Source organism: Streptomyces sp. NPDC006261 (genome assembly GCF_040613515.1).
Lineage (GTDB): Bacteria > Actinomycetota > Actinomycetes > Streptomycetales > Streptomycetaceae > Streptomyces.
Genome location: NZ_JBEXSI010000012.1, coordinates 104230 through 125706, shown reverse-complemented (window position 1 = coordinate 125706; position 21477 = coordinate 104230). Strand labels below are relative to the sequence as shown.

19 protein-coding genes, 1 tRNA gene and 1 pseudogene are annotated in these 21477 nt (G+C 71.9%); 6 read left to right on the top strand and 15 right to left on the bottom strand.

Annotated features, from left to right (window positions below):
* Positions 1–3 precede the first annotated feature (3 nt).
* A complete protein-coding gene (locus ABZ154_RS10365) occupies positions 4–1479 on the bottom strand; it encodes a sigma-70 family RNA polymerase sigma factor (protein ID WP_356830932.1) in 1476 nt (491 codons plus the stop codon).
* 165 nt (positions 1480–1644) lie between these two features.
* Here ABZ154_RS10365 and ABZ154_RS10360 point away from each other — a divergent pair, with 165 nt between their 5' ends.
* Complete coding sequence (locus ABZ154_RS10360; RefSeq protein ID WP_356830930.1) at positions 1645–2793, top strand: XRE family transcriptional regulator; 1149 nt, start codon at positions 1645–1647, stop codon at positions 2791–2793.
* 87 nt (positions 2794–2880) lie between these two features.
* On the opposite strand, the gene ABZ154_RS10355 is transcribed toward ABZ154_RS10360, so the two are convergent.
* Both ABZ154_RS10355 and ABZ154_RS10350 read right to left on the bottom strand, forming a co-directional pair.
* Positions 2881–4086, bottom strand: coding sequence for an alpha-lytic protease prodomain-containing protein (locus ABZ154_RS10355; RefSeq protein WP_356830928.1), 1206 nt, complete (start codon positions 4084–4086; stop codon positions 2881–2883).
* A gap of 342 nt (positions 4087–4428) precedes the next feature.
* Positions 4429–4659 (bottom strand): annotated as a pseudogene (locus ABZ154_RS10350) (hypothetical protein); the annotation flags it as partial.
* Positions 4660–4752: 93 nt separating this feature from the next.
* On the opposite strand from ABZ154_RS10350, the gene ABZ154_RS10345 reads away from it, so the two are divergent.
* A complete protein-coding gene (locus ABZ154_RS10345) occupies positions 4753–6030 on the top strand; it encodes an APC family permease (RefSeq protein ID WP_356830926.1) in 1278 nt (425 codons plus the stop codon).
* Between the two features lie 28 nt (positions 6031–6058).
* Here the strand turns inward: ABZ154_RS10345 and ABZ154_RS10340 are convergent, their stop codons facing one another.
* The 4 genes from ABZ154_RS10340 to ABZ154_RS10325 all read right to left on the bottom strand — a co-directional run bounded on the left by ABZ154_RS10340 (position 6059) and on the right by ABZ154_RS10325 (position 9329).
* Positions 6059–6367: a PadR family transcriptional regulator gene (locus ABZ154_RS10340; protein ID WP_356830924.1), complete on the bottom strand. Its 309-nt coding sequence runs from the start codon at positions 6365–6367 to the stop codon at positions 6059–6061.
* 197 nt (positions 6368–6564) lie between these two features.
* Complete coding sequence (locus tag ABZ154_RS10335; protein WP_356830922.1) at positions 6565–7503, bottom strand: sigma-70 family RNA polymerase sigma factor; 939 nt, start codon at positions 7501–7503, stop codon at positions 6565–6567.
* Between the two features lie 10 nt (positions 7504–7513).
* On the bottom strand, positions 7514–8734 hold the full coding sequence (locus ABZ154_RS10330; RefSeq protein WP_356830920.1) for an FAD-dependent oxidoreductase: 1221 nt from the start codon (positions 8732–8734) through the stop codon (positions 7514–7516).
* A 208-nt stretch (positions 8735–8942) separates the two neighbouring features.
* The gene (locus tag ABZ154_RS10325) at positions 8943–9329 is read right to left on the bottom strand and encodes a metalloregulator ArsR/SmtB family transcription factor (RefSeq protein WP_356830918.1); all 387 of its coding nucleotides are present in this window, start codon (positions 9327–9329) and stop codon (positions 8943–8945) included.
* Between the two features lie 95 nt (positions 9330–9424).
* Here ABZ154_RS10325 and ABZ154_RS10320 point away from each other — a divergent pair, with 95 nt between their 5' ends.
* On the top strand, positions 9425–11407 hold the full coding sequence (locus ABZ154_RS10320) for a heavy metal translocating P-type ATPase (protein ID WP_356830916.1): 1983 nt from the start codon (positions 9425–9427) through the stop codon (positions 11405–11407).
* A gap of 203 nt (positions 11408–11610) precedes the next feature.
* On the opposite strand, the gene ABZ154_RS10315 is transcribed toward ABZ154_RS10320, so the two are convergent.
* Positions 11611–12138, bottom strand: coding sequence for a MarR family transcriptional regulator (locus ABZ154_RS10315; RefSeq protein ID WP_356830914.1), 528 nt, complete (start codon positions 12136–12138; stop codon positions 11611–11613).
* Between the two features lie 132 nt (positions 12139–12270).
* Here ABZ154_RS10315 and ABZ154_RS10310 point away from each other — a divergent pair, with 132 nt between their 5' ends.
* Positions 12271–13260, top strand: coding sequence for an ABC transporter ATP-binding protein (locus ABZ154_RS10310; RefSeq protein ID WP_356830912.1), 990 nt, complete (start codon positions 12271–12273; stop codon positions 13258–13260).
* The gene (locus ABZ154_RS10305; RefSeq protein ID WP_356830910.1) at positions 13257–14909 is read left to right on the top strand and encodes an ABC transporter permease; all 1653 of its coding nucleotides are present in this window, start codon (positions 13257–13259) and stop codon (positions 14907–14909) included. The genes ABZ154_RS10310 and ABZ154_RS10305 overlap by 4 nt, the downstream gene beginning before the upstream one ends.
* 293 nt (positions 14910–15202) lie before the next feature.
* Here ABZ154_RS10305 and ABZ154_RS10300 read toward each other — a convergent pair.
* The 7 genes from ABZ154_RS10300 to galU form a co-directional block, all read right to left on the bottom strand.
* Positions 15203–15276 (bottom strand) — tRNA-Ala (locus ABZ154_RS10300).
* 87 nt (positions 15277–15363) lie between these two features.
* Positions 15364–16599: a gephyrin-like molybdotransferase receptor GlpR gene (gene glpR, locus ABZ154_RS10295; protein ID WP_356830908.1), complete on the bottom strand. Its 1236-nt coding sequence runs from the start codon at positions 16597–16599 to the stop codon at positions 15364–15366.
* 124 nt (positions 16600–16723) lie between these two features.
* Positions 16724–17371, bottom strand: a complete 648-nt coding sequence (locus ABZ154_RS10290) for a GNAT family protein (protein ID WP_356830906.1) — start codon at positions 17369–17371, stop codon at positions 16724–16726.
* A gap of 17 nt (positions 17372–17388) precedes the next feature.
* Entirely contained in the window at positions 17389–17940 is a 552-nt protein-coding gene (locus tag ABZ154_RS10285; protein WP_356830904.1) for a MogA/MoaB family molybdenum cofactor biosynthesis protein, read from the bottom strand.
* Positions 17937–18437, bottom strand: coding sequence for a cyclic pyranopterin monophosphate synthase MoaC (gene moaC, locus ABZ154_RS10280; protein WP_356830902.1), 501 nt, complete (start codon positions 18435–18437; stop codon positions 17937–17939). Before moaC ends, ABZ154_RS10285 begins: the two co-directional genes overlap by 4 nt.
* Before the next feature lie 98 nt (positions 18438–18535).
* On the bottom strand, positions 18536–19846 hold the full coding sequence (gene glp / locus ABZ154_RS10275; protein ID WP_356830900.1) for a gephyrin-like molybdotransferase Glp: 1311 nt from the start codon (positions 19844–19846) through the stop codon (positions 18536–18538).
* Positions 19847–19850: 4 nt separating this feature from the next.
* Positions 19851–20753 carry a UTP--glucose-1-phosphate uridylyltransferase GalU gene (gene galU / locus ABZ154_RS10270; protein ID WP_356830899.1) on the bottom strand — a complete coding sequence of 301 codons (903 nt, stop codon included), beginning with the start codon at positions 20751–20753 and terminating at the stop codon, positions 19851–19853.
* 94 nt (positions 20754–20847) lie between these two features.
* Here galU and ABZ154_RS10265 point away from each other — a divergent pair, with 94 nt between their 5' ends.
* Entirely contained in the window at positions 20848–21465 is a 618-nt protein-coding gene (locus tag ABZ154_RS10265; protein WP_356831006.1) for a 5-formyltetrahydrofolate cyclo-ligase, read from the top strand.
* Positions 21466–21477: the final 12 nt, after the last annotated feature.

The window sequence follows — 21477 nt, the reverse complement described above, 5'->3', positions numbered from 1 at the left end:
ACCTCATGGGGGCGTCGCCAGCACCTGCGTCCAGTAGGGCCCGCGTGGCGAGTCCGCGATGCCCACGCCCACGTGCGTGAAATCGCAGTTGAGGATGTCGTCGTCGCGGCCGGGGCTGCGGCGCCACTGGTCGGCGACGGCGGCCGGGTCGGCGTTCCCGGTGGCGATGGTCTCGCCGACGGCGGTCCACAGGTAGCCGGAGTCGGTCACCCGGTCGCCCATGCCCCGGCCCGTGGAGTCGGTGTGGCCGAAATAGTCATGGGCCGCCATGTCCTCGGAGTGGCGCTGGGCGACCTCGGTGAGCCGGGGGTCGGTGGTCAGCCGCGGGCAGTCGTTGTGGGCGCGCAGGGTGTTGACCTCGGCGACGAGGCGCGCCTCGGGACGGGGCTGCGCCCTGGGCTCCGGGCGCGGCGACGGCGGCGGGGCCACGGTGGAGGACGGCGAGGCGCTCCGGGCGGACGGGCTCGGCGTGGAGGTGGCCGTCGGGGACGCGGACGGGGCCGCCGCCGTGGTGACCGGTGCCGGGGCGGGCGCCGGGAGCTGCGTCGTACCCCCCTCGGCGCGGGGCGCGGGCGGGGCGGGCGACGAGGGCCACAGCAGTACGGCGACGGAGGTCACGGCGGCCGCGGCGGCCACCAGCCCCGCCGCCTTCCCCGCCGAGAACGCGGCCGGAGCCACGGCCGGGGCGACAGCGGCGGCGTGCTGACCCCCCTCGTACAACGGCACCACCAGCGCGAGCCCCGACAGCAGCCCCTCCGGCGGTACGAGCCCCGCGCTGCCGGCCGAGCAGGAGGCGCAGCCGCGTATGTGGCGGGCTATGCGCTTGCGCCACAGGGTCGTGGGCGCCCCGTCCCAGTCCTCCACCAGGGCGTCCAGGGACGGGCAGCGAGGTTCGGCGGCCAGCGCCCGGACGACCGCACGGCCGACGTCGAGCTGGTTCTTCACCCGCTGGACGCGTACGGCGGCGTGCTGCGGGGAGAGGCCGAGGGCCTCCGCCAGCTCGGCCCGGGTGAGTTCGCCGGTGGTCTCCAGCCACCACAGGGAGAGCACATCGCGTTCCGCGTCATCCAGCCAGCGGGTCGCCTCGGCGGTCTCGCGCCGCTGGCCGGAGAGCTCCAGGCGCAGGATGGTCAGGTCGACGAAGTCGGCCGCCGGGTCGGCCGGCTCGTCGGTCTCCTCCAGCGCGGCAGGGCGGTGGCCGAGGACGGACCAGCGGGTGCGGACCTGATTCATGGCGATGGCCACCAGCCAGGACCGGAACCGGGTGGGATCGCGCAGCGAGGAGAGGCCGGAGAGCGCCCGGAGCATGGTCTCCTGCACCACGTCGTCCACGTCCGGGTGGCCGTTGAGGGCGCGGCCCACGACGTTGTAGACGAGCGGCAGGTAGAGGGCGGCGAGCCGCTCCCCGGCTCCCTGGTCCCCGTCCCTGGCCGCGACGACCAGTGCGGTGACGTCCACGCCGTTCACGCTGTTCACCACGTGCTCACTTCCTCGGGCCGTGCGGAGGGCGCCGGGCAGCGCATCCCCGGAGTGTGGGGCAGGTCACTCCTGGGGGATTTGTTATCCGGTCCGTTTCCGGTGGTCAACCAGTATGCGGGGACCTTACGGTGCCCCGCGGCGGGAGTGCCGGGATGGGGGAGGGACATGTCGAGCAGGATGGAAGCCGGCGTCGGACTGCCGGACGCCGAGGGCGCCCCGAGCGCCACGAGCGCCCGCGATCTGCGCAGGGCGCTGAAGGCCGGGGCAGCCGAAGGTCCTCGCCGTGGCGGGCGATCGGCGGCCGGAACCCCTTCCCACGGCGGGTCGGCGCCGGGCGGGGCCTCCCCCCACAGCCGGTCCTCGCCGGCCGAGGCCTCCCCCAACGGCGGGCCGGTGCCGGGCGAGGCCCCTCCCCCGGGCGCCGACGCCTTTCCGGCGGCCCTGCGTGAGGCGCTGGGCCGCCGCGGCCTCTCCCTGGAGCGGGTGAGCGAACGGCTCAGGGCGCGCGGCATCGGCGTCAGCCAGGCCACGTTGAGCAGTTGGCAGCGCGGCCGCAGTCAGCCGGAGCGGGCCCGGTCGCTGCGGGCCGTGGAGGTGCTGGAGGAGATACTGGACCTGCCGGGCGGGGCCCTGCGCTCGCTGCTCGGTCCGCGCCGCCCGCGCGGCCGGGTCGCGCCGGCCCGGGGCGAGAGCGCGGCACTCCAGGTGCTGGGCAAGGACTCGGTGGTGGAGAAGGCGCTCGGCGAGCGGTTCCGCCACTTCAACCAGGGGACCGGCTCGCTGCTGATCCACGACGTGGTGACGCTGGGCGCGAGCGGAACGCTGAGCAACATCACGACGACCAATGTGCTGCGGGCCAGCCGCGCCGGAGCCGACCGCGCGCTGTTCGTGCTCAGCTTCGACGACGAACAGGCCGAGCCGCTCGACATCCGCGTCACCAGCGGACGGCTCGGCGAGGCGACGTACCTCAAGGGACTCAAATCCCTGGTGCTGGAAATCCACTTCGGCCGCGAACTCGCCAAACTGGATACGACCGTGGTGAGTTACGCGGTCGACGTGAGCCCTTCCCGGGAACCGGCCAACCACTACGAACGCTGGTCGCGGGCGAATCTGCACGAATACCTTCAGCAGGTCTTCTTCCATCCGGACGCGCTCCCCTCGGGCTGCCGGCGGTACTTCCGGGACCAGGTGGGCTCCCCGCCCCGCGCGCAGCGGCGCATTTCGATGAACGATTCCCACAGCACCCATGTGCTCGCCTCCCGGTGCAAACCCGGAGTGCACGGAGTGGCCTGGGATTTCGGCACGGCAGAATGATGGAGAGGGTGGAAATGCTGGAAACGGGAGACCGCCCAGGGTCAGTGGACGGTCTCCCGCGTATGCGGCACCTTCACCCGGTCGGGGCTACTTGGTGTTGAGTGTCAGCCCGTAGTGCTTGAGGGCATCGTCGAGCGGCTGGAAGTACGACGAACCGGGCGAGTTCACCTGGCCGTTGCACCGCTGGCTGACCGGCCCGCCGGAGGTCATCCCCTGGGCCTGGTTGCCGGAGACGTAGGCGCCTCCGCTGTCCCCGCCCTGGGTGCAGACGGAGGAGCTGGCGAGACCGGTCACGACGGTGTCCGGTCCGCCGTTCTGGTCGGTGTAGGTGACGCTGACGTTGTACGAGCCAACCTTGCCGCAGGTCCAGCCGGTGGTCTGGCCGGCCTTGCAGAGCGCCGAACCCTGCGGGGCCCGCTGGCTGCCCCGTACGGCGACGGTGCCCGCCTTGCCGTACGTGGTGATGTCCAGGCCGATGGAGTGGCCGGCGTCCACGGAGGCTATGCCCATGTCCACGCTGCGGGTACCGAGCGCGAACCGGGTGTGGGTGCCCTTGGCGAACCGGGTCCCGTTGTAGGCCAGTGCGGGCAGGTCCTCGATGCAGTGCCCGGCGGTCACGAGCACCTGCTTGCCGTAGCGGTCCTTCGCCCCGTACCCGACGGAGCAGAGGTAGCCGTTGAACGTCATGCGGCTGCCCGGCGGCACGACCGCCTGCGTCTCCAGCTTCTCCTGTCCCTGGATGACGCGTACGGCTTCGCCGTTGCTCTTCGCGGCCTTGAGGAAGGTACGGGTGGCGGCGTCCGTCGACCCGTTGACCTCGACGGTCACGGTGTCGGACGCGAGGTCCACGGACCACGCCGACACCCCGGCCGGGGCGCTCTTGAGGGCCTTGGCGTCGAGCTGGGCCTTGATCCGGTTCAGCTCGCCCTCGCCACGCTCCGGGACCCGTGCTGCGAGTCCCGCCGCCTTGACCTCCTGCGCCGCCTCGGCGTCGGCGGCGTTGACGACGAGCGTCCCGTCCTTGGCGAAGAAGGCCCCGAGGGTGGAGACCTTCTCGGCCCGCAGCTTCGCGAACCGGTCCTGCTGCCGTGCTTCCTTGTCGAGCCGCTCGACAGCCTCCTGCTCGCTCACGCCCAGGGTGGTGGCAAGAGCCTGGACCATCTCCGGCTGGTACTTCAGCGGCGCGGATTCCGCCGCACCGGCGTGAGCCCCTGTGGCGACTCCGGCCGACAGGAGGGCGCCGATGGAGGCCGCCACGATGTATCTGCGCGCGTTCTTCTTTCCGTGCTTCACGCGATTCCTTCCGCTACACGGGCGAAGTGTCCAGACAATGGGGGGGGTGGCCACACCACGCTTGGGGACGCGCGATGTGTTCCATGGACACTGCCCGGCGGCGATGACATGTTCCTGTCGCCGCGCCTCGAACTCTCGCGTAAACGGAACTGCCGCGACAAGGACCGGAGATGGGGCTCTTATCTACAGAACTGGCCGAGAACTGTAGAGAAACACGGCGGAAACACAACGGGCGGGGCGGGCGGGACCGGCCGGAGCCACGAAGATCATGACCGGGGCCGGGCCGCTGCGCCGCGAGCGCCGTGGCATGTGGGCCTGGTTCTCGGTCGACCGTGACGGGCTTCACCGGGCCCGGGGCATCCTCGCCCGCGAGGCGCCCTGAGCGTCGGCATCGCGTACGTACGGCCCCCTCTGCGTCAGCTCGCGACCCGGGCCGGGGCCTTGCCGGCGAGGGCGGCGAGGGTAGCGCTCGGCGACGAGCCCTGCCGCGGCGCCGGTTCCGGCGGCGGTGATGGCCTGGCGGCAGGTGTGGTCGACGACGTCCCCGGCGGTGAAGACGCCGGGGAGGCTCGTGCTCGCCGCCGCCTGGGGGCCGGGCCGCTGCCCATATCGTCTGCCGATATCGTGTTCCGTATCGGCAATGCCCGAGCCACCGAGGAGTGAGCCATGAGCACGCGACCGACCCCTGACGGCGTGCCGGACGAGTTGCAGAGGCGGCTCGGCGTGCCCGACGCCGTGGTGATCGGTCTGGGATCGATGATCGGCGCGGGGATCTTCGTCGCCCTGGCGCCGGCCGCGCACGCCGCTGGTTCCGGGCTGCTGATCGGCCTCGCGGTCGCCGCGGTCGTGGCGTACTGCAACGCCACCTCCTCCGCCCGGCTTGCCGCCCGCTACCCGGCTTCGGGTGGCACGTACGTCTACGGCCGCGAGCGGCTCGGTGATTTCTGGGGATACCTGGCGGGCTGGGGGTTCGTCGTCGGCAAGACCGCCTCCTGCGCGGCCATGGCGCTCGCCGTGGGCTCGTACGTGTGGCCGGGGCAGGCGCACGCGGTGGCGGTCGCCGCCGTGGTGGCGCTGACCGCGGTCAACTACGCCGGCGTGCAGAAGTCCGCCTGGCTGACCCGGGCCATCGTCGCGGTGGTCCTGGCGGTGCTCGCCGCTGTGGTGGTCGCTTCCTTCACCTCCGGCGAGGCGGATGCCGCTCGCCTGGACGTCGGTTCGGACGCCGGTCTCGGCGGTGTACTCCAAGCGGCGGGGCTGCTGTTCTTCGCTTTCGCCGGGTACGCCCGCATCGCCACCCTGGGCGAGGAGGTCCGCGACCCCGCACGCACCATCCCCCGCGCCATCCCTATCGCGCTGGGCATCACCCTGGTCGTCTACGCCCTCGTCGCCGTCTGCGTCCTCATGGTGCTGGGCCCGCAGCGGCTGGCCGACGCCACCGCGCCGCTGTCGGACGCCGCGCGGGCAGCGGGCGCCGACTGGCTGGCCCCGGTCGTCCGTACCGGCGCCGCCGTCGCGGCGCTCGGCTCCCTGCTCGCGCTGATCCTCGGCGTTTCCCGTACGACCCTGGCGATGGCCCGCGACCGGCACCTGCCGCACGTCCTGGCGGCCGTCCACCCCCGCAACAAGGTGCCGCACCGGGCCGAGTTGGTGGTCGGCGTCGTGGTGGCGGTCCTCGCCGCGACGACGGACGTGCGCGGGGCGATCGGGTTCTCCTCCTTCGGCGTGCTCGCCTACTACGCCGTCGCCAACGCCTCCGCGTGGACGCTGTCCCCGGCCGAGGGGCGCCCGCACCGCCTCGTCCCGGTGATCGGGCTGACCGGCTGTCTGGTCCTGGCCTTCGCCCTGCCGGTCTCCTCGGTCCTATCCGGGACCGCGGTACTCGCCCTGGGCGCCGCCGCCTACGGGATCCGGCGCTTCGTCGCAGGCCGCCGGAAGCTGTAGGCGTTCCGTACGCCGGCCTGTGCCGCGTTCAGCTCACGTTGTCGTCGCCGAGAACTTCGCGAGCCAGCTCCCTGAGCGCCCTGCGGTCCTCCGCGAGCGCTGTCCTCCCGGCCGGGGTCGCCCGGTAGACCCGCCTCGTGCGGCCGTCGACCACCTGCTGCTCGGAGACCAGCAGCCCGTCGGCCTCCAGCCGGTGCAGCGTCGGATACAGCGTTCCGGGACTGATCCGGTAGCCATGGCGGGCCAGTTCCTCGGTCATCCACGCACCGTGGATCTCTTCCTCGGCCGCGTGGTGCAGGATGTGCAGCCGCACCGCGCCCCGCTGGAACTCCCGCACCCCGTCCACCTCCACGCCCGAGGGGCAGTGACGCAACCGATATCGGCCTTCGAGTCTACGTCGCCGGCGCAGGACCCCCACCCGACGCGAGCCCCCTCCCTCTCGAGTCGTCGGGCCTCTCGGCCTGTGTGCCGTGGCGTACCGCTGGGACCGACGCCGACGTCACCCGCTCACACGGCGGAGTACGAAGAGAGCGGTCACCACCGGTCGATGACCGGGGCGTCGGATTCGTGCCGCTGCCACATCCCGCTGAGGCGGGTGAGCCGTTCCGCGGCGGCGAAGCCGTGCAGCGCCGCCACCTTGCCGTCGCTGATCTCGAACGCCACCGCGCCCACGATCCGGTCTTCGAGCACGGCGAGCACGGCGGGCCAGCCGTTGACCTGCCCGATGTGGATCGTGGGCGAGCCGCCGGCCAGGCGCCGCTTCGCGGGGGTGGGTTTGAAGGCGGTCCGCATCAGGGCGGCGACGCGCTCCGGGCTCTCGTAACGCCACAGCTTCCCTGTGAGTCCCGCACCGTCGGAGATCACGGTCGCGTCGTCGGTGAGGAGCGCCACGAGACGATCCGTACGGCCTGAGGACGCGGCGGCGAGGAACTCTTCGAGGACCTTGCGCGCGGATGCCGGGGCAACCTCACCGCCGCCGCGGCGCGCGGCTGCGACCCGGCGGCGGGCCCGGTGGACGTGCTGCTGGCTCGCGGACTCCGAGATGTCGAGCATCGCGGAGATCTCGGAGTGGCGGTAGGAGAACACCTCGCGCAGGACGTAGACGGCCCGTTCGACCGGTGAGAGCCGCTCCATCAGGGTCAGGACGGCGAGCGACACCGATTCACGCTGCTCGAAGGTGTCGGCCGGGCCGAGCATCGGGTCGCCGTCGAGAAGCGGCTCGGGCATCCAGGTCCCGGCCGCGCGTTCGCGGCGCACCGGTGCCGAGCGGAGCCGGTCCAGGCACAGGTTGGTGACGACCTTGGCCAGCCACGCCTCCGGTACCCCGATCCGCTCCCGGTCGGCGGCGTGCCAGCGCAGGTACGCGTCCTGTACGACGTCCTCGGCGTCGGCTGCCGAGCCGAGGAGACGGTACGCGAGCGAGGACAGCCGGGCCCGGCCGGCCTCGAAGCGATCAGCGGCGGCGCTGTCCATGGAGATGACCCTATCCGGCGGCGTTCTCGGTCGCGGCGGCTGCGGCCGTGGCACCGGCAGCCGTCGTGGCGGGCAGACGGTGCTTGTGCTTCGGCATGCCGAAGGTCGGGTGCGAGACGCCCCACAGGCTGCCCCTGAGGACGCCCGCCTTGAACCGTGCGGCTTTCCGGCCGCCCAGGAACCAGGACTTCGCCCGTACGTCACCGTCGACCATCTGGAAGATCGCGTCGTACCGCCCGAGGCTGATGTGGTTGCCGACGTAGGTCTTCTTGACGCTCGGAACCCGGCGTCCGGTCAGCCGCGCCACGATCGCGTCGCTCGCCTGCATGTTGGTATGTCCTGCGGAGGCGCAGGACATCGGCAGCGGCCGGCCGTTCACGCCGATCGCGTACGCGCTGTCGCCCGCGGCGTAGACACCCGGGTGCGAGACCGAACGCATGGTGTCGTCGACGACGATCCGTCCGTCCTCGGCGACTTCGAGACCAGCGGCGGACGCGATGGGGCCGACGGCGAACCCGGCCGTCCACACGGTGGCCTCGGCCGGGAAGGACGTGCCGTCCGCACCGACCGCGTAGGTCGCCCCCACGGCTTCGATGCCGGTGTGCTCGTGGACGGTGACACCCAGCCGGCCGAAGGCCTCGCGCAGGTGGAGCCGGGCCCTCGGGGAGAGCCAGGCTCCCAGCTCACCACGAGCGGCGAGTGCGACGGAAAGACCGGGCCGCGACTCGGCGATCTCGGTGGCGGTCTCGATGCCGGTCAGTCCCTCGCCGACGACCAGCACGGCCCCGGCTCCGCCCCGACGGTCGAGACTGTCGAGGCGGTCGCGCAGCCGAAGGGCGGAGGGCCGTCCGGCGACGTCGAAGGCGTGCTCGGCCACACCGGGGACACCGTGGTCGGCGACCCGGCTGCCGAGCGTGTACAGCAACGTGTCGTACCCGAGCTCGCCGTCATCGTTCTCGCCGGTCACGGAGACGGTCCTGCGCTCCGGGTCCACCGCGGTGACACGCGCCACGCGCAGCTGTATGCCGGTGCCCGCGAACATGTCGGCGAGGCGCCGGGGCGCGGTTTCCCGGCCCGCCGCGAGCTGGTGCAGGCGCATCCGCTCGACGAAAACCGGCTCGGCGTTGACGACCGTGATCTCGGTGTCGGCGGGTGAGAGACGTCGGGCGAGGCTCCCGGCGGCGAAGGCTCCGGCATAGCCGGCGCCGAGGACGAGGATGCGGTGCTTCATGGTGTGGCTCCTTGTCTGAATCGCTTACCCCTTGAGCGGGACAGCGCCGCGATTCCTGACAGGAGCCGCCTGTGAGGCGGGTCACCGAAACCGTGCGAAGGACCCACCGCAGACGGTTCGGTCACCGCTTTCCGGCACAGCGGCGGCCGGGATCGACCGGTACGAGGTCACGGGGCCCTGCTCATCAGGGCCTGGGACGGCGGCACGCCTATCCGCGGACAGAAGCCGGTGACATTCCGGGATGGTCGTGCAGGCCGAGCCGCAGGTGCTCGACATGGAAGAGGGCCTGCTCCAGGAGCTCGGCGACGTGGTCGTCGTAGAGCGAGTAGATGATGGAGCGGCCGTGACGCTCGCCGGTGACCAGTCCGAGGTTGCGCAGCAGCCGCAGCTGGTGCGAGCAGGCGGACGCCTCCATGCTCACGGCCTCCGCGAGGTCGCCGACCGAGCACGGGCCTTCCTGGAGGCGGGCCAGGATGTACAGGCGGGACGGGGTGGCCAGGGCCTGGAGGGTCGCGGCGACGTCGGAGGCTCCCGCCGCGTCGAGTCGCTCGCGCGCGGTGGTGTCGTCGCTCCTGCCGTCGGCTCCGTGCCCCATGGATCCCATCCTAACGACGACACATGAATACCTCTTCAGATGTTCCTGTACGGTGGGTGCGTCGCCGTCCCCCACCCGTGAAGGGTTGCTCCGCCATGCCTTCCCTCCTCGTTCCGCACCCCGAGCAGGTGACTGCGGCCGCCCCGGCAGGGGTGCCTCGTCGCCGTACACGCGTGTTCGCCCTTACGGAGACCAGGTGGGCGGTGACCGCACTGGCACTGTTCCTGATGGCGCTGCCGATCCAGCTGGCCGGAGCCTCCGCGTGGGTGTGGGGTCCGCTGTACGGCCTCGCCTATGCCACCGGCGGCTGGGAACCGGCCTGGGAGGGCCTGCGGGCACTGCGGGAGAAGACTCTGGACGTGGACCTGCTGATGATCGTCGCCGCGATCGGCGCGGCCTCGATCGGGCAGGTGATGGACGGTGCCCTGCTGATCGTCATCTTCGCCACCTCCGGCGCTCTGGAGGCGTTGGCGACCGCGCGGACCCAGGACGCCGTCCGCGGCCTGCTCGACCTGGCCCCCGCGACGGCCACCCTGCTACTCGACGACGGGAGCGAGACGACCGTCGCCACCGAGGATCTGGTGGTCGGGAACACCATCCTGGTCCGCCCCGGCGAACGGATCGGAGCCGATGGCCAGGTGACCGACGGGGCGAGTGAGGTCGACCAGGCCACCATCACCGGCGAGCCGCTGCCTGTGGCGAAGGAGACGGGGGACGAGGTATTCGCCGGCACGCTCAACGGCACCGGCGCCCTGCGGGTCAGGGTCGAGCGCGACGCCTCCGACTCCGTCATCGCCCGGATCGTCACCATGGTCGAGGAAGCCTCCGAGACCAAGGCGCCCACCCAGCTCTTCATCGAGAAGGTGGAGCAGAGGTACAGCCTCGGCATGGTCGTCGCGACTCTGGCCGTCTTCCTGATTCCGCTCGCCTTCGGCGCCGACCTCACCGGCTCACTGCTGCGCGCGATGACCTTCATGATCGTCGCCTCGCCGTGCGCGGTCGTACTCGCGACCATGCCGCCCCTGCTGTCGGCGATGGCCAACGCCGGACGCCACGGTGTCCTGATCAAGTCCGCCGTCGTCATGGAACGCCTGGGCCAGGTGGACCTGGTCGCGCTCGACAAGACCGGCACCCTCACCGAAGGCACCCCGCGCGTCACCGAGATCCAGCCCCTGCCCGGGTCCGGCCTGGACGAGGACGCCCTGCTGGCGATGGCGGCCGGGGCGGAGCACCCCAGCGAGCACCCGCTCGCCCGCGCCGTGGTCGACGCCGCCCGCACCCGCGGCCTGTCCGTGCCGGGCATGCGGGACTTCACCTCCGCTCCCGGCATCGGCGTCACTGCAACCGTCGACGGGCACACCATCGCGGTCGGCACCCCCGCCCGCCTCCTGAGCGGGACCGGGGCCGCCTGCGCCAAAGCCGCGGCCTTGGCCGAAACCCTGGAAAGCGACGGCCGCACCGCCGTCCTCGTCCAGCGTGACGGCACACCCGTCGGCGTCCTGGGCATCGCCGACCGGCTGCGCCCCGACGCCACCGCCACCGTCGCCGCCCTCACCGCCCTGACCGGACGTGCGCCGATACTGCTGACCGGCGACAACGCGCGGGCCGCCGCCCGCGTGGCCGAAGAGGTGGGCATCAGCGACGTCCGAGCCTCGCTGCTGCCCAGGGACAAGGTCACGGCCGTCCGAGAAGAGGCGAGTAGCGGCCGCAAGGTGCTGGTCATCGGCGACGGTGTCAACGATGCCCCGGCACTCGCCGCCGCCCACACCGGCATCGCCATGGGACGGGTCGGTTCCGACCTCGCTCTGGAAACGGCCGACGCCGTCATCGTCCGGGACGAACTCGCCACCGTTCCCGCAGCGGTGAACCTGTCGAGGGCCGCCCGGCGCCTGGTGGCGCAGAACCTGGTGATCGCAGGCGTGTTCATCTCCGTTCTGGTCATCTGGGACCTGGCCGGGCACCTGCCCCTGCCGCTCGGCGTCCTCGGCCACGAAGGCTCCACCGTCATCGTCGGCCTCAACGGCCTGCGCCTGCTGCGCGAAGGGGCCTGGAACCGCGCAACCCTGGCCCGGCGGTGAACCCCGGCCCGGCGGTGAGCACTGGACCGGCGGTGAGCACTGGACCGGCGGTGAACCCCGGCCCGGCCGGGGCCGTCCCAGCAGCTGCGTCGACGCGGCCGCCCGCCGTCATCGTCCGCCGCGGCTGCCGCAGCAGCAGGCCCGCCGAGGGACAGCGGCCGAACAGGACACGGGCAGCGGTCCCCCGAGACGAGGGCGTGGGGTCAGCGGCCGAGATGCTGGGCCCTGTGCGTGGCCCAGCGTTCCATCAGCGACCCCAACTCCTTCTCCAGGAACTGGAAGAACTCCAGCGTCTCGTTGAGCCTGCGCCCCTGAGGGGTCTCGAGCCCGAAGTGGCTCACGCCCTCCCGCAACGTCGCCTGCCAGCTTCTCAGCGTGGCGTCGCGCTCCGTCAGAGCGCTGTACCACTGATCACCCTGTACGCGGTAACGCTCACGCCGCGAACCCGGCTCCCTCTCACGGCTGACCATGTTGACCTGGGCGAGATAGCGGACGGCTCCTGATACGGCTGCCGGGCTGATCTTGAGTTGTTCGCCCAGTTCGGCGGAGGTCAGGTCCCCCCGCTCGGAGGAGAGCAACGCCGCGAAGACCCTGGCCGGCATGCGGGTCATCCCGGCTTCGACGAGCTGGGCGGCAAAGCGCTCGATGAACCGTGAGGCGGTGGCCTCGCCCTCGGTGGCCTCCTCTCGACCGCCGTCCGCACGGCCGCCTTCCCTCCGCCGCTCACTCATGCCCTGACCTCAGTTCTTGTGATTCGGCGCCCCGACGCCCCTGACGCCTCCGACGCCCCGCAGAAGCCTATCGAGTGATTCATACGGTTCCTTAACTTCACAGACTTCTGAAGAAAGTGTACGTTCGGCATCATGAAGAAGGCAATCACTGTGGCCGGACTCCACAAGTCGTTCGGCCGGACACACGCCCTCGACGGCCTGGACCTCTCCGTCGACGCCGGCGAGGTCCACGGCTTCCTCGGTCCCAACGGCGCAGGCAAGTCCACCACCATCCGTGTCCTGCTCGGGCTGCTGCGCGGCGACTCCGGCTCCGCACAACTCCTGGGCAAGGACCCGTGGAAGGACGCCGTCGAGCTGCACCGGCGGCTCGCCTACGTACCCGGCGACGTCGAACTGTGGCCGAACCTCACCGGCGGGGAAGCCATCGACCTGCTCTCGAAGCTGCGCGGCGGCCTCGACCGGCAGCGGCGCGACGAGCTCGTCGAGCGGTTCGACCTGGACCCGACCAAGAAGGGCCGCGCCTACTCCAAGGGCAACCGGCAGAAGGTCGCCATCGTCGCCGCGCTCGCCTCCGACGCCGAACTGCTGCTCCTGGACGAGCCCACGGCGGGCCTCGACCCGCTCATGGAGGTCGTCTTCCAGGACGTCATCCTTCAGGCGAAGGCCGCGGGCAGGACCGTGCTGCTCTCCAGCCACATCCTGGCCCAGGTCGAGAAGCTCTGCGACCGCGTGAGCATCATCCGGCAGGGCCGCAACGTGCAGTCGGGCACGCTGAGCGAGATGCGCCACCTGACGCGCACGACCGTGGAGGCCGAGACCGAGCGCCCGGCCACCGGACTCGACAGCCTGCCCGGCGTCCACGGGGTCCGGGTGAAGGAGCATCGGGTGAACTTCGCCGTCGACGGAACACACCTCGACGCCGCCATCCGCAGGCTCGGCGAGTTCGGCATCCGCAGCCTGATCAGCCATCCGCCGACGCTGGAGGAGCTGATGCTGCGTCACTACGGCGATGAGCTCGCCGCCAACGGCGGTCAGGGGTACACCGAAGGCTCCGCCGTCTCAGGGGACACAGGCTCCGGCGCGATCACTCCGGTCCACGGCGGCGACGGGGCGGCCCGATGACCACCACCGAGGCAGCCCCCGGGGTCCGCAGCGCGTCAGGACCCGGTCCAGGTGCCTTCACGGGCACCGCGACCCTCATCCGGTTCGCCCTGCGCAGGGACCGTGTCCGTCTCCCGGTCTGGCTGCTCGCGCTCGTCCTGGGCACGGTCGCCACAGCGAGCGAATACGCGACCCTGTACGCCACCGCCGAGAAGCGGGCCGGGGTCGCCGCCACCATGGACAGTCCCGCCGCGCTCGCCATGACCGGCCCGCGCCGCTATCTCTCCGACTACGACGTCGGCGCGATGCTCGGTCATCAGATGCTCGGCTTCATGGCCGTCCTGGTCGGCCTGATGAGCGTCCTGATCGTCACCCGGCACACGCGGAACGAGGAGGAGACCGGCCGGGCCGAGCTGGTGCGCTCCACCGTCGTCGGGCACCATGCCCAACTGGCCTCCGCGCTGGCGGTCGCCGCCGTCGCCAACATCGCCCTCGCCGTCCTCGTGGCCCTGGCCCTCGTCTCGACCCGCATCGACGGCATCGGCACCGGCGAAGCACTGCTGTACGGGCTCACGCACACCGTGATCGGCCTGGTCTTCGCCGGCGTCGCCGCCGTCACCGCGCAGGTGACCGCCCATGCGCGCGGCGCCTCCGGCATGGCGCTCGCACTGATCGGTGTCGCCTACGTGCTGCGCGCCTCCGGCGATGTCGGCAACGACGCCCTGTCCTGGCTCAGCCCGATCGGCTGGATCCAGCGCACCTACGTCTTCGTCGACAACCGATGGTGGCCCCTGCTGCTCTGCCTGGCGACGGCCGCACTCACCGCCGCCATCGGCTTCGTGCTGAGCACCCGGCGTGATGTCGGCGCCGGCCTGCGCCCTGCCCGGCTCGGCCGCCGTACCGCGTCCGAAGCCCTCACCCGGCCCTTCGGCTTCGCCCTGCGGCTGCACCGGGCGACCCTGGTGGGCTTCGGCGCCGGGCTGTTCCTGATGGGCGTCATGTACGGCTCCATCCTCGGCGACGCCGCCGACATGGTGAAGGACATCGAGCAGGTCCAGGAGGCGCTGGCCGAGATCGGCGGCAGCTCCGTCGCCGAGTCGTTCGCGTCGATGGTGATGGTCGTCATCGCGGTCGTCGCCGCTGTGTACGTGGTGATGGCCTCCCTGCGACCGCGAGCCGAGGAGAGCGCCGGCCGCGCCGAACCGCTGTTGGCCACCGGTCTCTCGCGCCATCGCTGGCTGGGCAGCCATGTCGCCGTAGCACTGGCCGGCGGCACGGCGCTGCTGCTGGCGGCCGGGCTGGGCTTCGGTCTCGCGGGCGCCGCGTCCACCGGTGACACCGCCCTCGTGGGGGAGCTGCTCGGGGCCGCTGTCGCGTACGCGCCCGCACTGTGGGTGACCGTGGGCGTGGCAGTCGTGCTCTTCGGCTGGTGCCCTCGCGCCGGTTCGGCGGCCTGGGTCGTACCCGTGTACGCGTTCGTTGTCGGGTACCTCGGGGCGATCCTCCGCTTCCCCGACTGGATGAACAGCCTCTCGCCCTTCGGCCACGTTCCCCGCCTTCCGGCCGCCCAGATGAGCTGGACTCCCGTGCTCGTCCTCACCACCGTCGCGGCCGGACTGATCCTGCTGGGGCTGGCGGGCTTTCGCCGACGGGATCTGGAGACGAAGTGACGGGCAGGTGACCGGACCTGCCCCGAGGAGCGAGCCTTACTCATCCGGTGGCACGCACCGCTTTGTCGGGCCGGTCATCCGGCACCACGAGCGCCGGTCCACAGCCCGGGAGTTGGGCGCGGCCCAGCGGTCGTGGGGCCGGCTCCGCTCACCGTGCCCACGGCGCCGAACCGGGCTTCCCCGAGCGGCATCCGCGTCGTACCAAGCCTGAGAACCACGAAATCCCGCCCAGTTGAAGTAACTGGACGGGATTTCATGAACCGATCCCGAGCTAACTCGTGAACGGCCCGTTGTGGACCTGTGGGGATTTGAACCCCAGACCCCCTCGATGCGAACGAGGTGCGCTACCAGACTGCGCCACAGGCCCTTGCAACGAGTGAAACTCTAGCACCCTCACCCGGGTGCTTGGAAATCCGTTCCTCCGCTGGTCAGCGGTGTCGGAGTTCCGCCGGTCTCACTCGTTGGCCGCGCGCGGCCGGTCCTCGTCGTCGTACTGGTCGAAGAGGGGGGTGCGACCCCGGTCGCGGCTGCGGCGGGACTGGCTGGTGCGCTGGCGCGGCGCCGCGTCCGCCGCGGGGGTGGTGGGGTGCGACGTGCCGGTCTGGGTGGGTTCGGCGCTACTGGAGCGGGCAGCGCTCCAGGTCTCCGGGTCACCGACCTCGACACCACCCGTTGCCCGGGGGGCGACGGGGGCGGTGACATAGGTGGGGAGCGGTACGGGGACGGGCTCCCAGCTGTCGCCCTGGACCCGGCCTCGTTCGCGCTGCTGGTCCACCCACTCCGCGTGGTCCGTCTGCTCGACGAGGGCGCGGCGGCCGGCCTCCTGCGGGGAGACCGTGGGGGCGGGTTCCGGCTCCGGGTGGTGGGCTTCGGAGTCGTCGTCCTGCTCGGCGGGGGCGGAGGTCGCGGGCTGGTGCCTGCGGGGGCGGTTCTCGCGCAGCCGCTGCGCGGCGACCTCGGCCCGGCGGCGGTCCATGGTGAACGCGAACCGGCGCCGTTCCTGGGCGCGCAGATGCACGATGTACGTGCTCAGCAGGACAGCGGGGGCGGCCGGCGCCCAGAGGAAGCCGAGTCCGCCGACCGCGGCCACGACCGTGCCGAGGGTGAAGGCCAGGAAGAGGACGACCGTCGTCCGCCTGCGCCGGGCCAGGACCTGGGAGCGCTGGGCGCGCCGGGCCCGCTCGGCGTCGCCGGCTTCGGAGCGCGGGCGGCGCTGACCCGGGGGGCCGCCGGCTGTCGCGGGGCGCTCGCCTGGTCGGCGGTCGTACGCCTGGCGGTCCGGTGACTGATGTGCCGGTCGTCTGTCGTACGCCTGACGGTCGGAGGCCTGGGGAGCCGGAGCGCGCTCCGGGTCGTGCACCCTGGCTTCCGTATGCGCCGGAGGCGCGGCAAAGGCCCGGACGTCGACGGAATCCATACGGTCCGTTTCGGCGTCCGGGTCGACGTCGGGCCCCGCCTCCTCGGCGTCGCGCTCCCGCAGCTCCCTGGCGTACCGGCGCTCCATCGCCGCCCGTCCGGACAGCAGCCGGATGGCGGTGCTGAAGCGTTCCGTAGGACGGGCTTCGTTGAGCTCGTCCTGCCTGCGGAGCCACATCGGCACCAAGTAGGCGGCCCAGGCCCCGACGATGACTGCGTAGATGAGGCCGCTGCTGCTCACGCTCACACCGTAGAGGGGTTTACGCGGAGGCATCCGCCAATTGGCCCGGTGTGTCGCACGATCCGGCTGATATCACGGACTTTTTTTGTGATTGATCGGATCAGCAGTCACCGATAGTGCGACCCATTGCTGCCATCTGCCGATCAGATTCGAACACTTATTTTATTTTACCGCCCGGCCGGGACTCTCCGGACTCTCCCGGGCTCCGCGGCGTCACCGACCGCGTGCGGCGCCAGCGCCGGAGCATGCCGTCGGGCACCTCCTCCGCCGTCAGCGCGAAGATCAGGTGGTCCCGCCAGGCGCCGTCGATGTGCAGATAGCGCGGGCGCACGCCCTCGGAGCGGAACCCGAGCTTCTCCACCACCCGGCGGCTCGGCGCGTTCTCCGGGCGGATGCAGACCTCGACGCGGTGCAGCCCCACCGAGCGGAAACAGTGGTCGACGGCGAGCGCCACGGCCGTCGGCATCACTCCGCGCCCGGCGACGCCCTGGTCGACCCAGTAGCCGATGTGTCCCGAGCACATCGAACCCCAGGTGATCCCCGCGACGGTGAGCTGGCCGACGAGCCGGCCCTCGTACTCGATGGCGAACGGCAGCATCCGCCCGGCGTGCGCCTCGGCGCGCAGGTGGCGGACCATCTGCCGGTACGTGGGCCGCTGTGCGACCGGGCCGCCGGGCGCGGGCGGCGGGACGGTGGCCTCCCAGGGGCGCAGCCACTCGCGGTTGCGCCGGTTGACCTCACGCCACACCCGCTGGTCGCGCATCTTTATCGGGCGCAGGACGATCTCGCCGTCGGTCAGCGTCACCGGCCAGGTCGCGATGTTCAGCTCGGGCTCCCCGGTCGGGGATGGTCGCCGCCGCGGAGCTGGTCGACGGCGTGCACCAGGAGCCGGGCGAGGACCGCGAGGCCGTCGCGGACCCCGCCGGTGGAGCCGGGAAGGTTGACGATCAGGGTGCGGGAGGCGACGCCGGCCAAGCCCCGGGAGAGCGCGGCGGTCGGGACCTTGGCGAGACCCTCCGCCCGGATCGCCTCGGGGATGCCGGGGATCTCGTGGTCCAGGACGCGGCGGGTGGCCTCGGGCGTGGCGTCGGTGGGCGAGATGCCCGTACCGCCGGTGGTGACGATCACGTCGTACCCGGCGGCCACTGCGGCGCGCAGGGCCGCCTCGACCGGGTCGCCGTCGGGGACGACCTGCGGTCCGTCGACCGTGAAGCCGAGGGCGGTGAGCCCTTGGGCGATCAGGGGGCCGCCCTTGTCCGCGTACACCCCCGCGGAGGCGCGGTTGGAGGCGGTGACGACCAGGGCGCGGTACGCGGGGGCGGACGCCTGCGCGGGCTCTTCGTGGCCGGGGGCTCCGGACTCGGGCGGCGTCACGCGTCCGGTCCCGCCGACGCGGTGCGCCGGTAGTCACCGGACTTGCCGCCCGACTTCGCCTCGACCCGTACATCGGTGATGACGGCGCTCTTGTCGACGGCCTTGACCATGTCGATCACGGTCAGGGCCGCCACCGACACGGCGGTCAGGGCCTCCATCTCGACGCCCGTGCGGTCGGTCGTCTTCACGGTGGCCGTGATCTCCACCGCGTCGTCGGCCACGCTCAGGTCGACGTTCACGCCGGAGACGGCCAGCGGATGGCAGAGGGGGATGAGGTCGGGCGTGCGCTTGGCCCCCATGATGCCGGCGATCCTCGCGGTGGCGAGGGCGTCGCCCTTTGGGACTCCCCTGCCCCGGAGCAGCTCGATGACGCGCGGCGAGACGAGGACCCGGCCGCTGGCGCGGGCGACGCGCGTGGTGACGTCCTTCTCGGACACGTCGACCATGCGGGCCGCACCCGCCTCATCGATGTGCGTCAGCCTGTTCTGCGTACTCAACTCACTCCGCCTAGCGGTAGGGGCGCCGATCGGCCCGGGCCCGGAGGGGGTCCTCCGGAAGGCACGGCGGCAGATACCGTACCGCCACCGGACGGCGGTCAGCGGAGCAGGATCACGTCCGTCTCCGTGCCGGGCTCGGCGGAGATGGTGTCCTCGGGCAGCACGATCAGCGCGTCCGCCTGGGCGAGAGCGGCGATCAGGTGCGATCCGGAGCCCCCGACGGGGGTGACGGTGCCCGCCTCCTCGTCGTACGTACCGCGCAGGAACTGGCGGCGGCCGGCGGGCGAGGTGAGGGCCTTTTCGACGCTCAGCACGGCCCGGACGGTGGGGCGGTGGAGGTCGGTCAGGCCCATCAGAGCGCGGATGGCGGGGCGGACGAACAGCTCGAAGGATACGTAGCTGGAGACCGGGTTGCCGGGCAGGGCCAGCAGCGGGGTGTGGTCGGGGCCGATCGAGCCGAAGCCCTGCGGCTTGCCCGGCTGCATGGCGAGCTTGCGGAAGTCGATCCCGCTGCCCGGTTCGTCCTCGTCGCCGACGGAGGAGAGCGCCTCCTTGACGACGTCGTACGCGCCGACGCTGACGCCGCCGGTGGTGACGATGACGTCCGCACGGATCAGCTGGTCCTCGATCGTGGCGCGCAGCGTCTCGGCGTCGTCGGTCACCGCGCCGACCCGGTAGGCGATGGCTCCGGCGTCGCGGGCGGCGGCCGTGAGCGCGTAGCTGTTGGAGTCGTAGATCTGGCCGCCCGTCAGCTCCTCGCCCGGCTGGACCAGTTCGCTGCCGGTGGAGAGGACGACGACGCGCGGGCGGGGCCGCACGACGACGGTGGAGCGGCCGATCGCGGCGAGCAGCCCGATCTGCGGCGGACCGACGATCGATCCGGCGCGCAGGGCCAGATCGCCCGGCTTGACGTCACTCCCGCGCTCGCGGACATGGGCTCCGGCCTCGACGGGCCGGTGGACGCGGACCTCACCGGTGGCGCCCTCCGGTGCGTCGGAGTGGGCGCGCATGGTGGCGGCCGGACCTCCGCCCGTACCGCCGTCCGTCCATTCGACCGGAACCACGGCCTCCGCACCGGCGGGCAGCGGGGCGCCCGTCATGATCCGGGCGGCCTGTCCCGGCCCCACCACCTGGTCGTCGGCGAGCCCGGCGCTGCCCGCGGCGACGTCACCGATGACCGTGAGGACGGCGGGGAACTCCACGCTCGCCCCCTCGACATCGGCGGTCCGCACCGCGTAACCGTCCATCGAGCTGTTGTCGAAGGGCGGCAGGGCCACCTCCACGACGACGTCCTTCACCAGGACACAGCCCTGGGCGTCGGGCAGCTGCAGCTCGATGGGTTCGAGCGGCCTCACCGTGGTGAGGATGTCGTCCAGGTGCTCGTCCACCGACCAGATCGTGCTGCTCACGGGGTCACATCTCCTCGGTGACGTACTTACGCAGCCAGGTCCGGAAGTCCGGTCCCAGGTCCTCACGTTCGCACGCCAGTCTGACAATGGCACGCAGATAGTCGCTCCGGTCACCGGTGTCATAGCGGCGGCCCTTGAAGACGACGCCGTGCACGGGCCCGCCGATCTTCTCGTCGGCGGCGAGCAGCTGGAGGGCGTCGGTGAGCTGGATCTCGCCGCCGCGGCCCGGCTCGGTGTGTCGCAGTATGCCGAAGACGGCGGGGTCCAGGACGTACCGGCCGATGACCGCGAGATTGCTCGGCGCATCGGCCGGCTCCGGCTTCTCGACCAGGCCGGTGACGCGGACGACGTCGCTGTCGACGGTGGTGTCCGCGGCCGCGCAGCCGTAGAGGTGGACCTGGGAGGGGTCGACCTCCATCAGCGCGACGACACTGCCGCCCTCACGCTCCTGGATCTCCACCATGCGGGCCAGCAGGGGGTCGCGCGGGTCGATCAGGTCGTCACCCAGCAGGACCGCGAAGGGCTGGTCACCCACGTGCGGAGCGGCGCACAGCACCGCGTGGCCGAGGCCGCGCGGGTCACCCTGGCGCACGTAGTGCATGGTGGCCAAATCGCTGGACTCCTGGACCTTGGAGAGGCGTTCGGCATCTCCCTTACGGGTGAGCGCGGACTCCAGTTCGTAGTTGCGGTCGAAGTGGTCCTCCAGGGGACGCTTGTTCCGCCCGGTGATCATCAGTACGTCGGAGAGGCCCGCCGCGACGGCTTCCTCGACGACATACTGGATGGCCGGCTTGTCGACGACAGGCAGCATCTCTTTGGGAGTGGCCTTCGTGGCGGGGAGGAAGCGGGTTCCGAGACCTGCTGCCGGGATGACGGCCTTGCTGATCCTGGAGGGCGACTGAGTCATGCGCTGCACCTTAACGGGTGCACACACCCAGAAGGTGAGCTTCCGGTTAACTTTGCCCTTAAATATGCCCATACGAGAACCGCGCGAGGCTCTATTGAACCCCGACAAGTCCGGAAAGGTATCTGTGAAGGTGCCCGCAAAAGCCTCTCTGAGGCGCGAACTCCTCGCCGCACGCGCCCTCTTGACCGACGAGGACGTCAAGGAGGCCGCAGCCGTTCTCGCGGCCGGCGCCTTGGCGCTCCCCGAACTGGCTGACGCCCGAACGGTCGCCGCCTATGTCTCCGTGGGGCGCGAACCGGGGACTCGCGCCCTGCTGGACGCGTTGCGCGAGCGGGGCGTACGGGTGCTGCTTCCGGTGCTCCTGGCCGACAACGACCTGGACTGGGCGGCGTACGAGGGCATGGAGCACCTGCTGCCGGCCGGGCGCGGGCTCCTGGAGCCGGACGGCCCCCGGCTCGGCCCCGCCGCCGTGGTGGAGGCCGACGCGGTCCTGCTGCCCGGGCTGGCCGTGGACGGCGCGGGCATGCGGCTGGGGCGCGGCGGCGGCAGCTACGACCGGGTGCTGGCCCGGCTCTCGGCGGCCGGGGCGGACCCGGCGCTCCTCGTGCTCCTGTATGCGAACGAGGTGGTCGCGCGGGTCCCTGTGGAACCGCACGACCACCCCGTGGACGCCGTGGTCACCCCGGCCGGAGCGCGGCGCTTCACCGTCTGACGGCGGATCAAG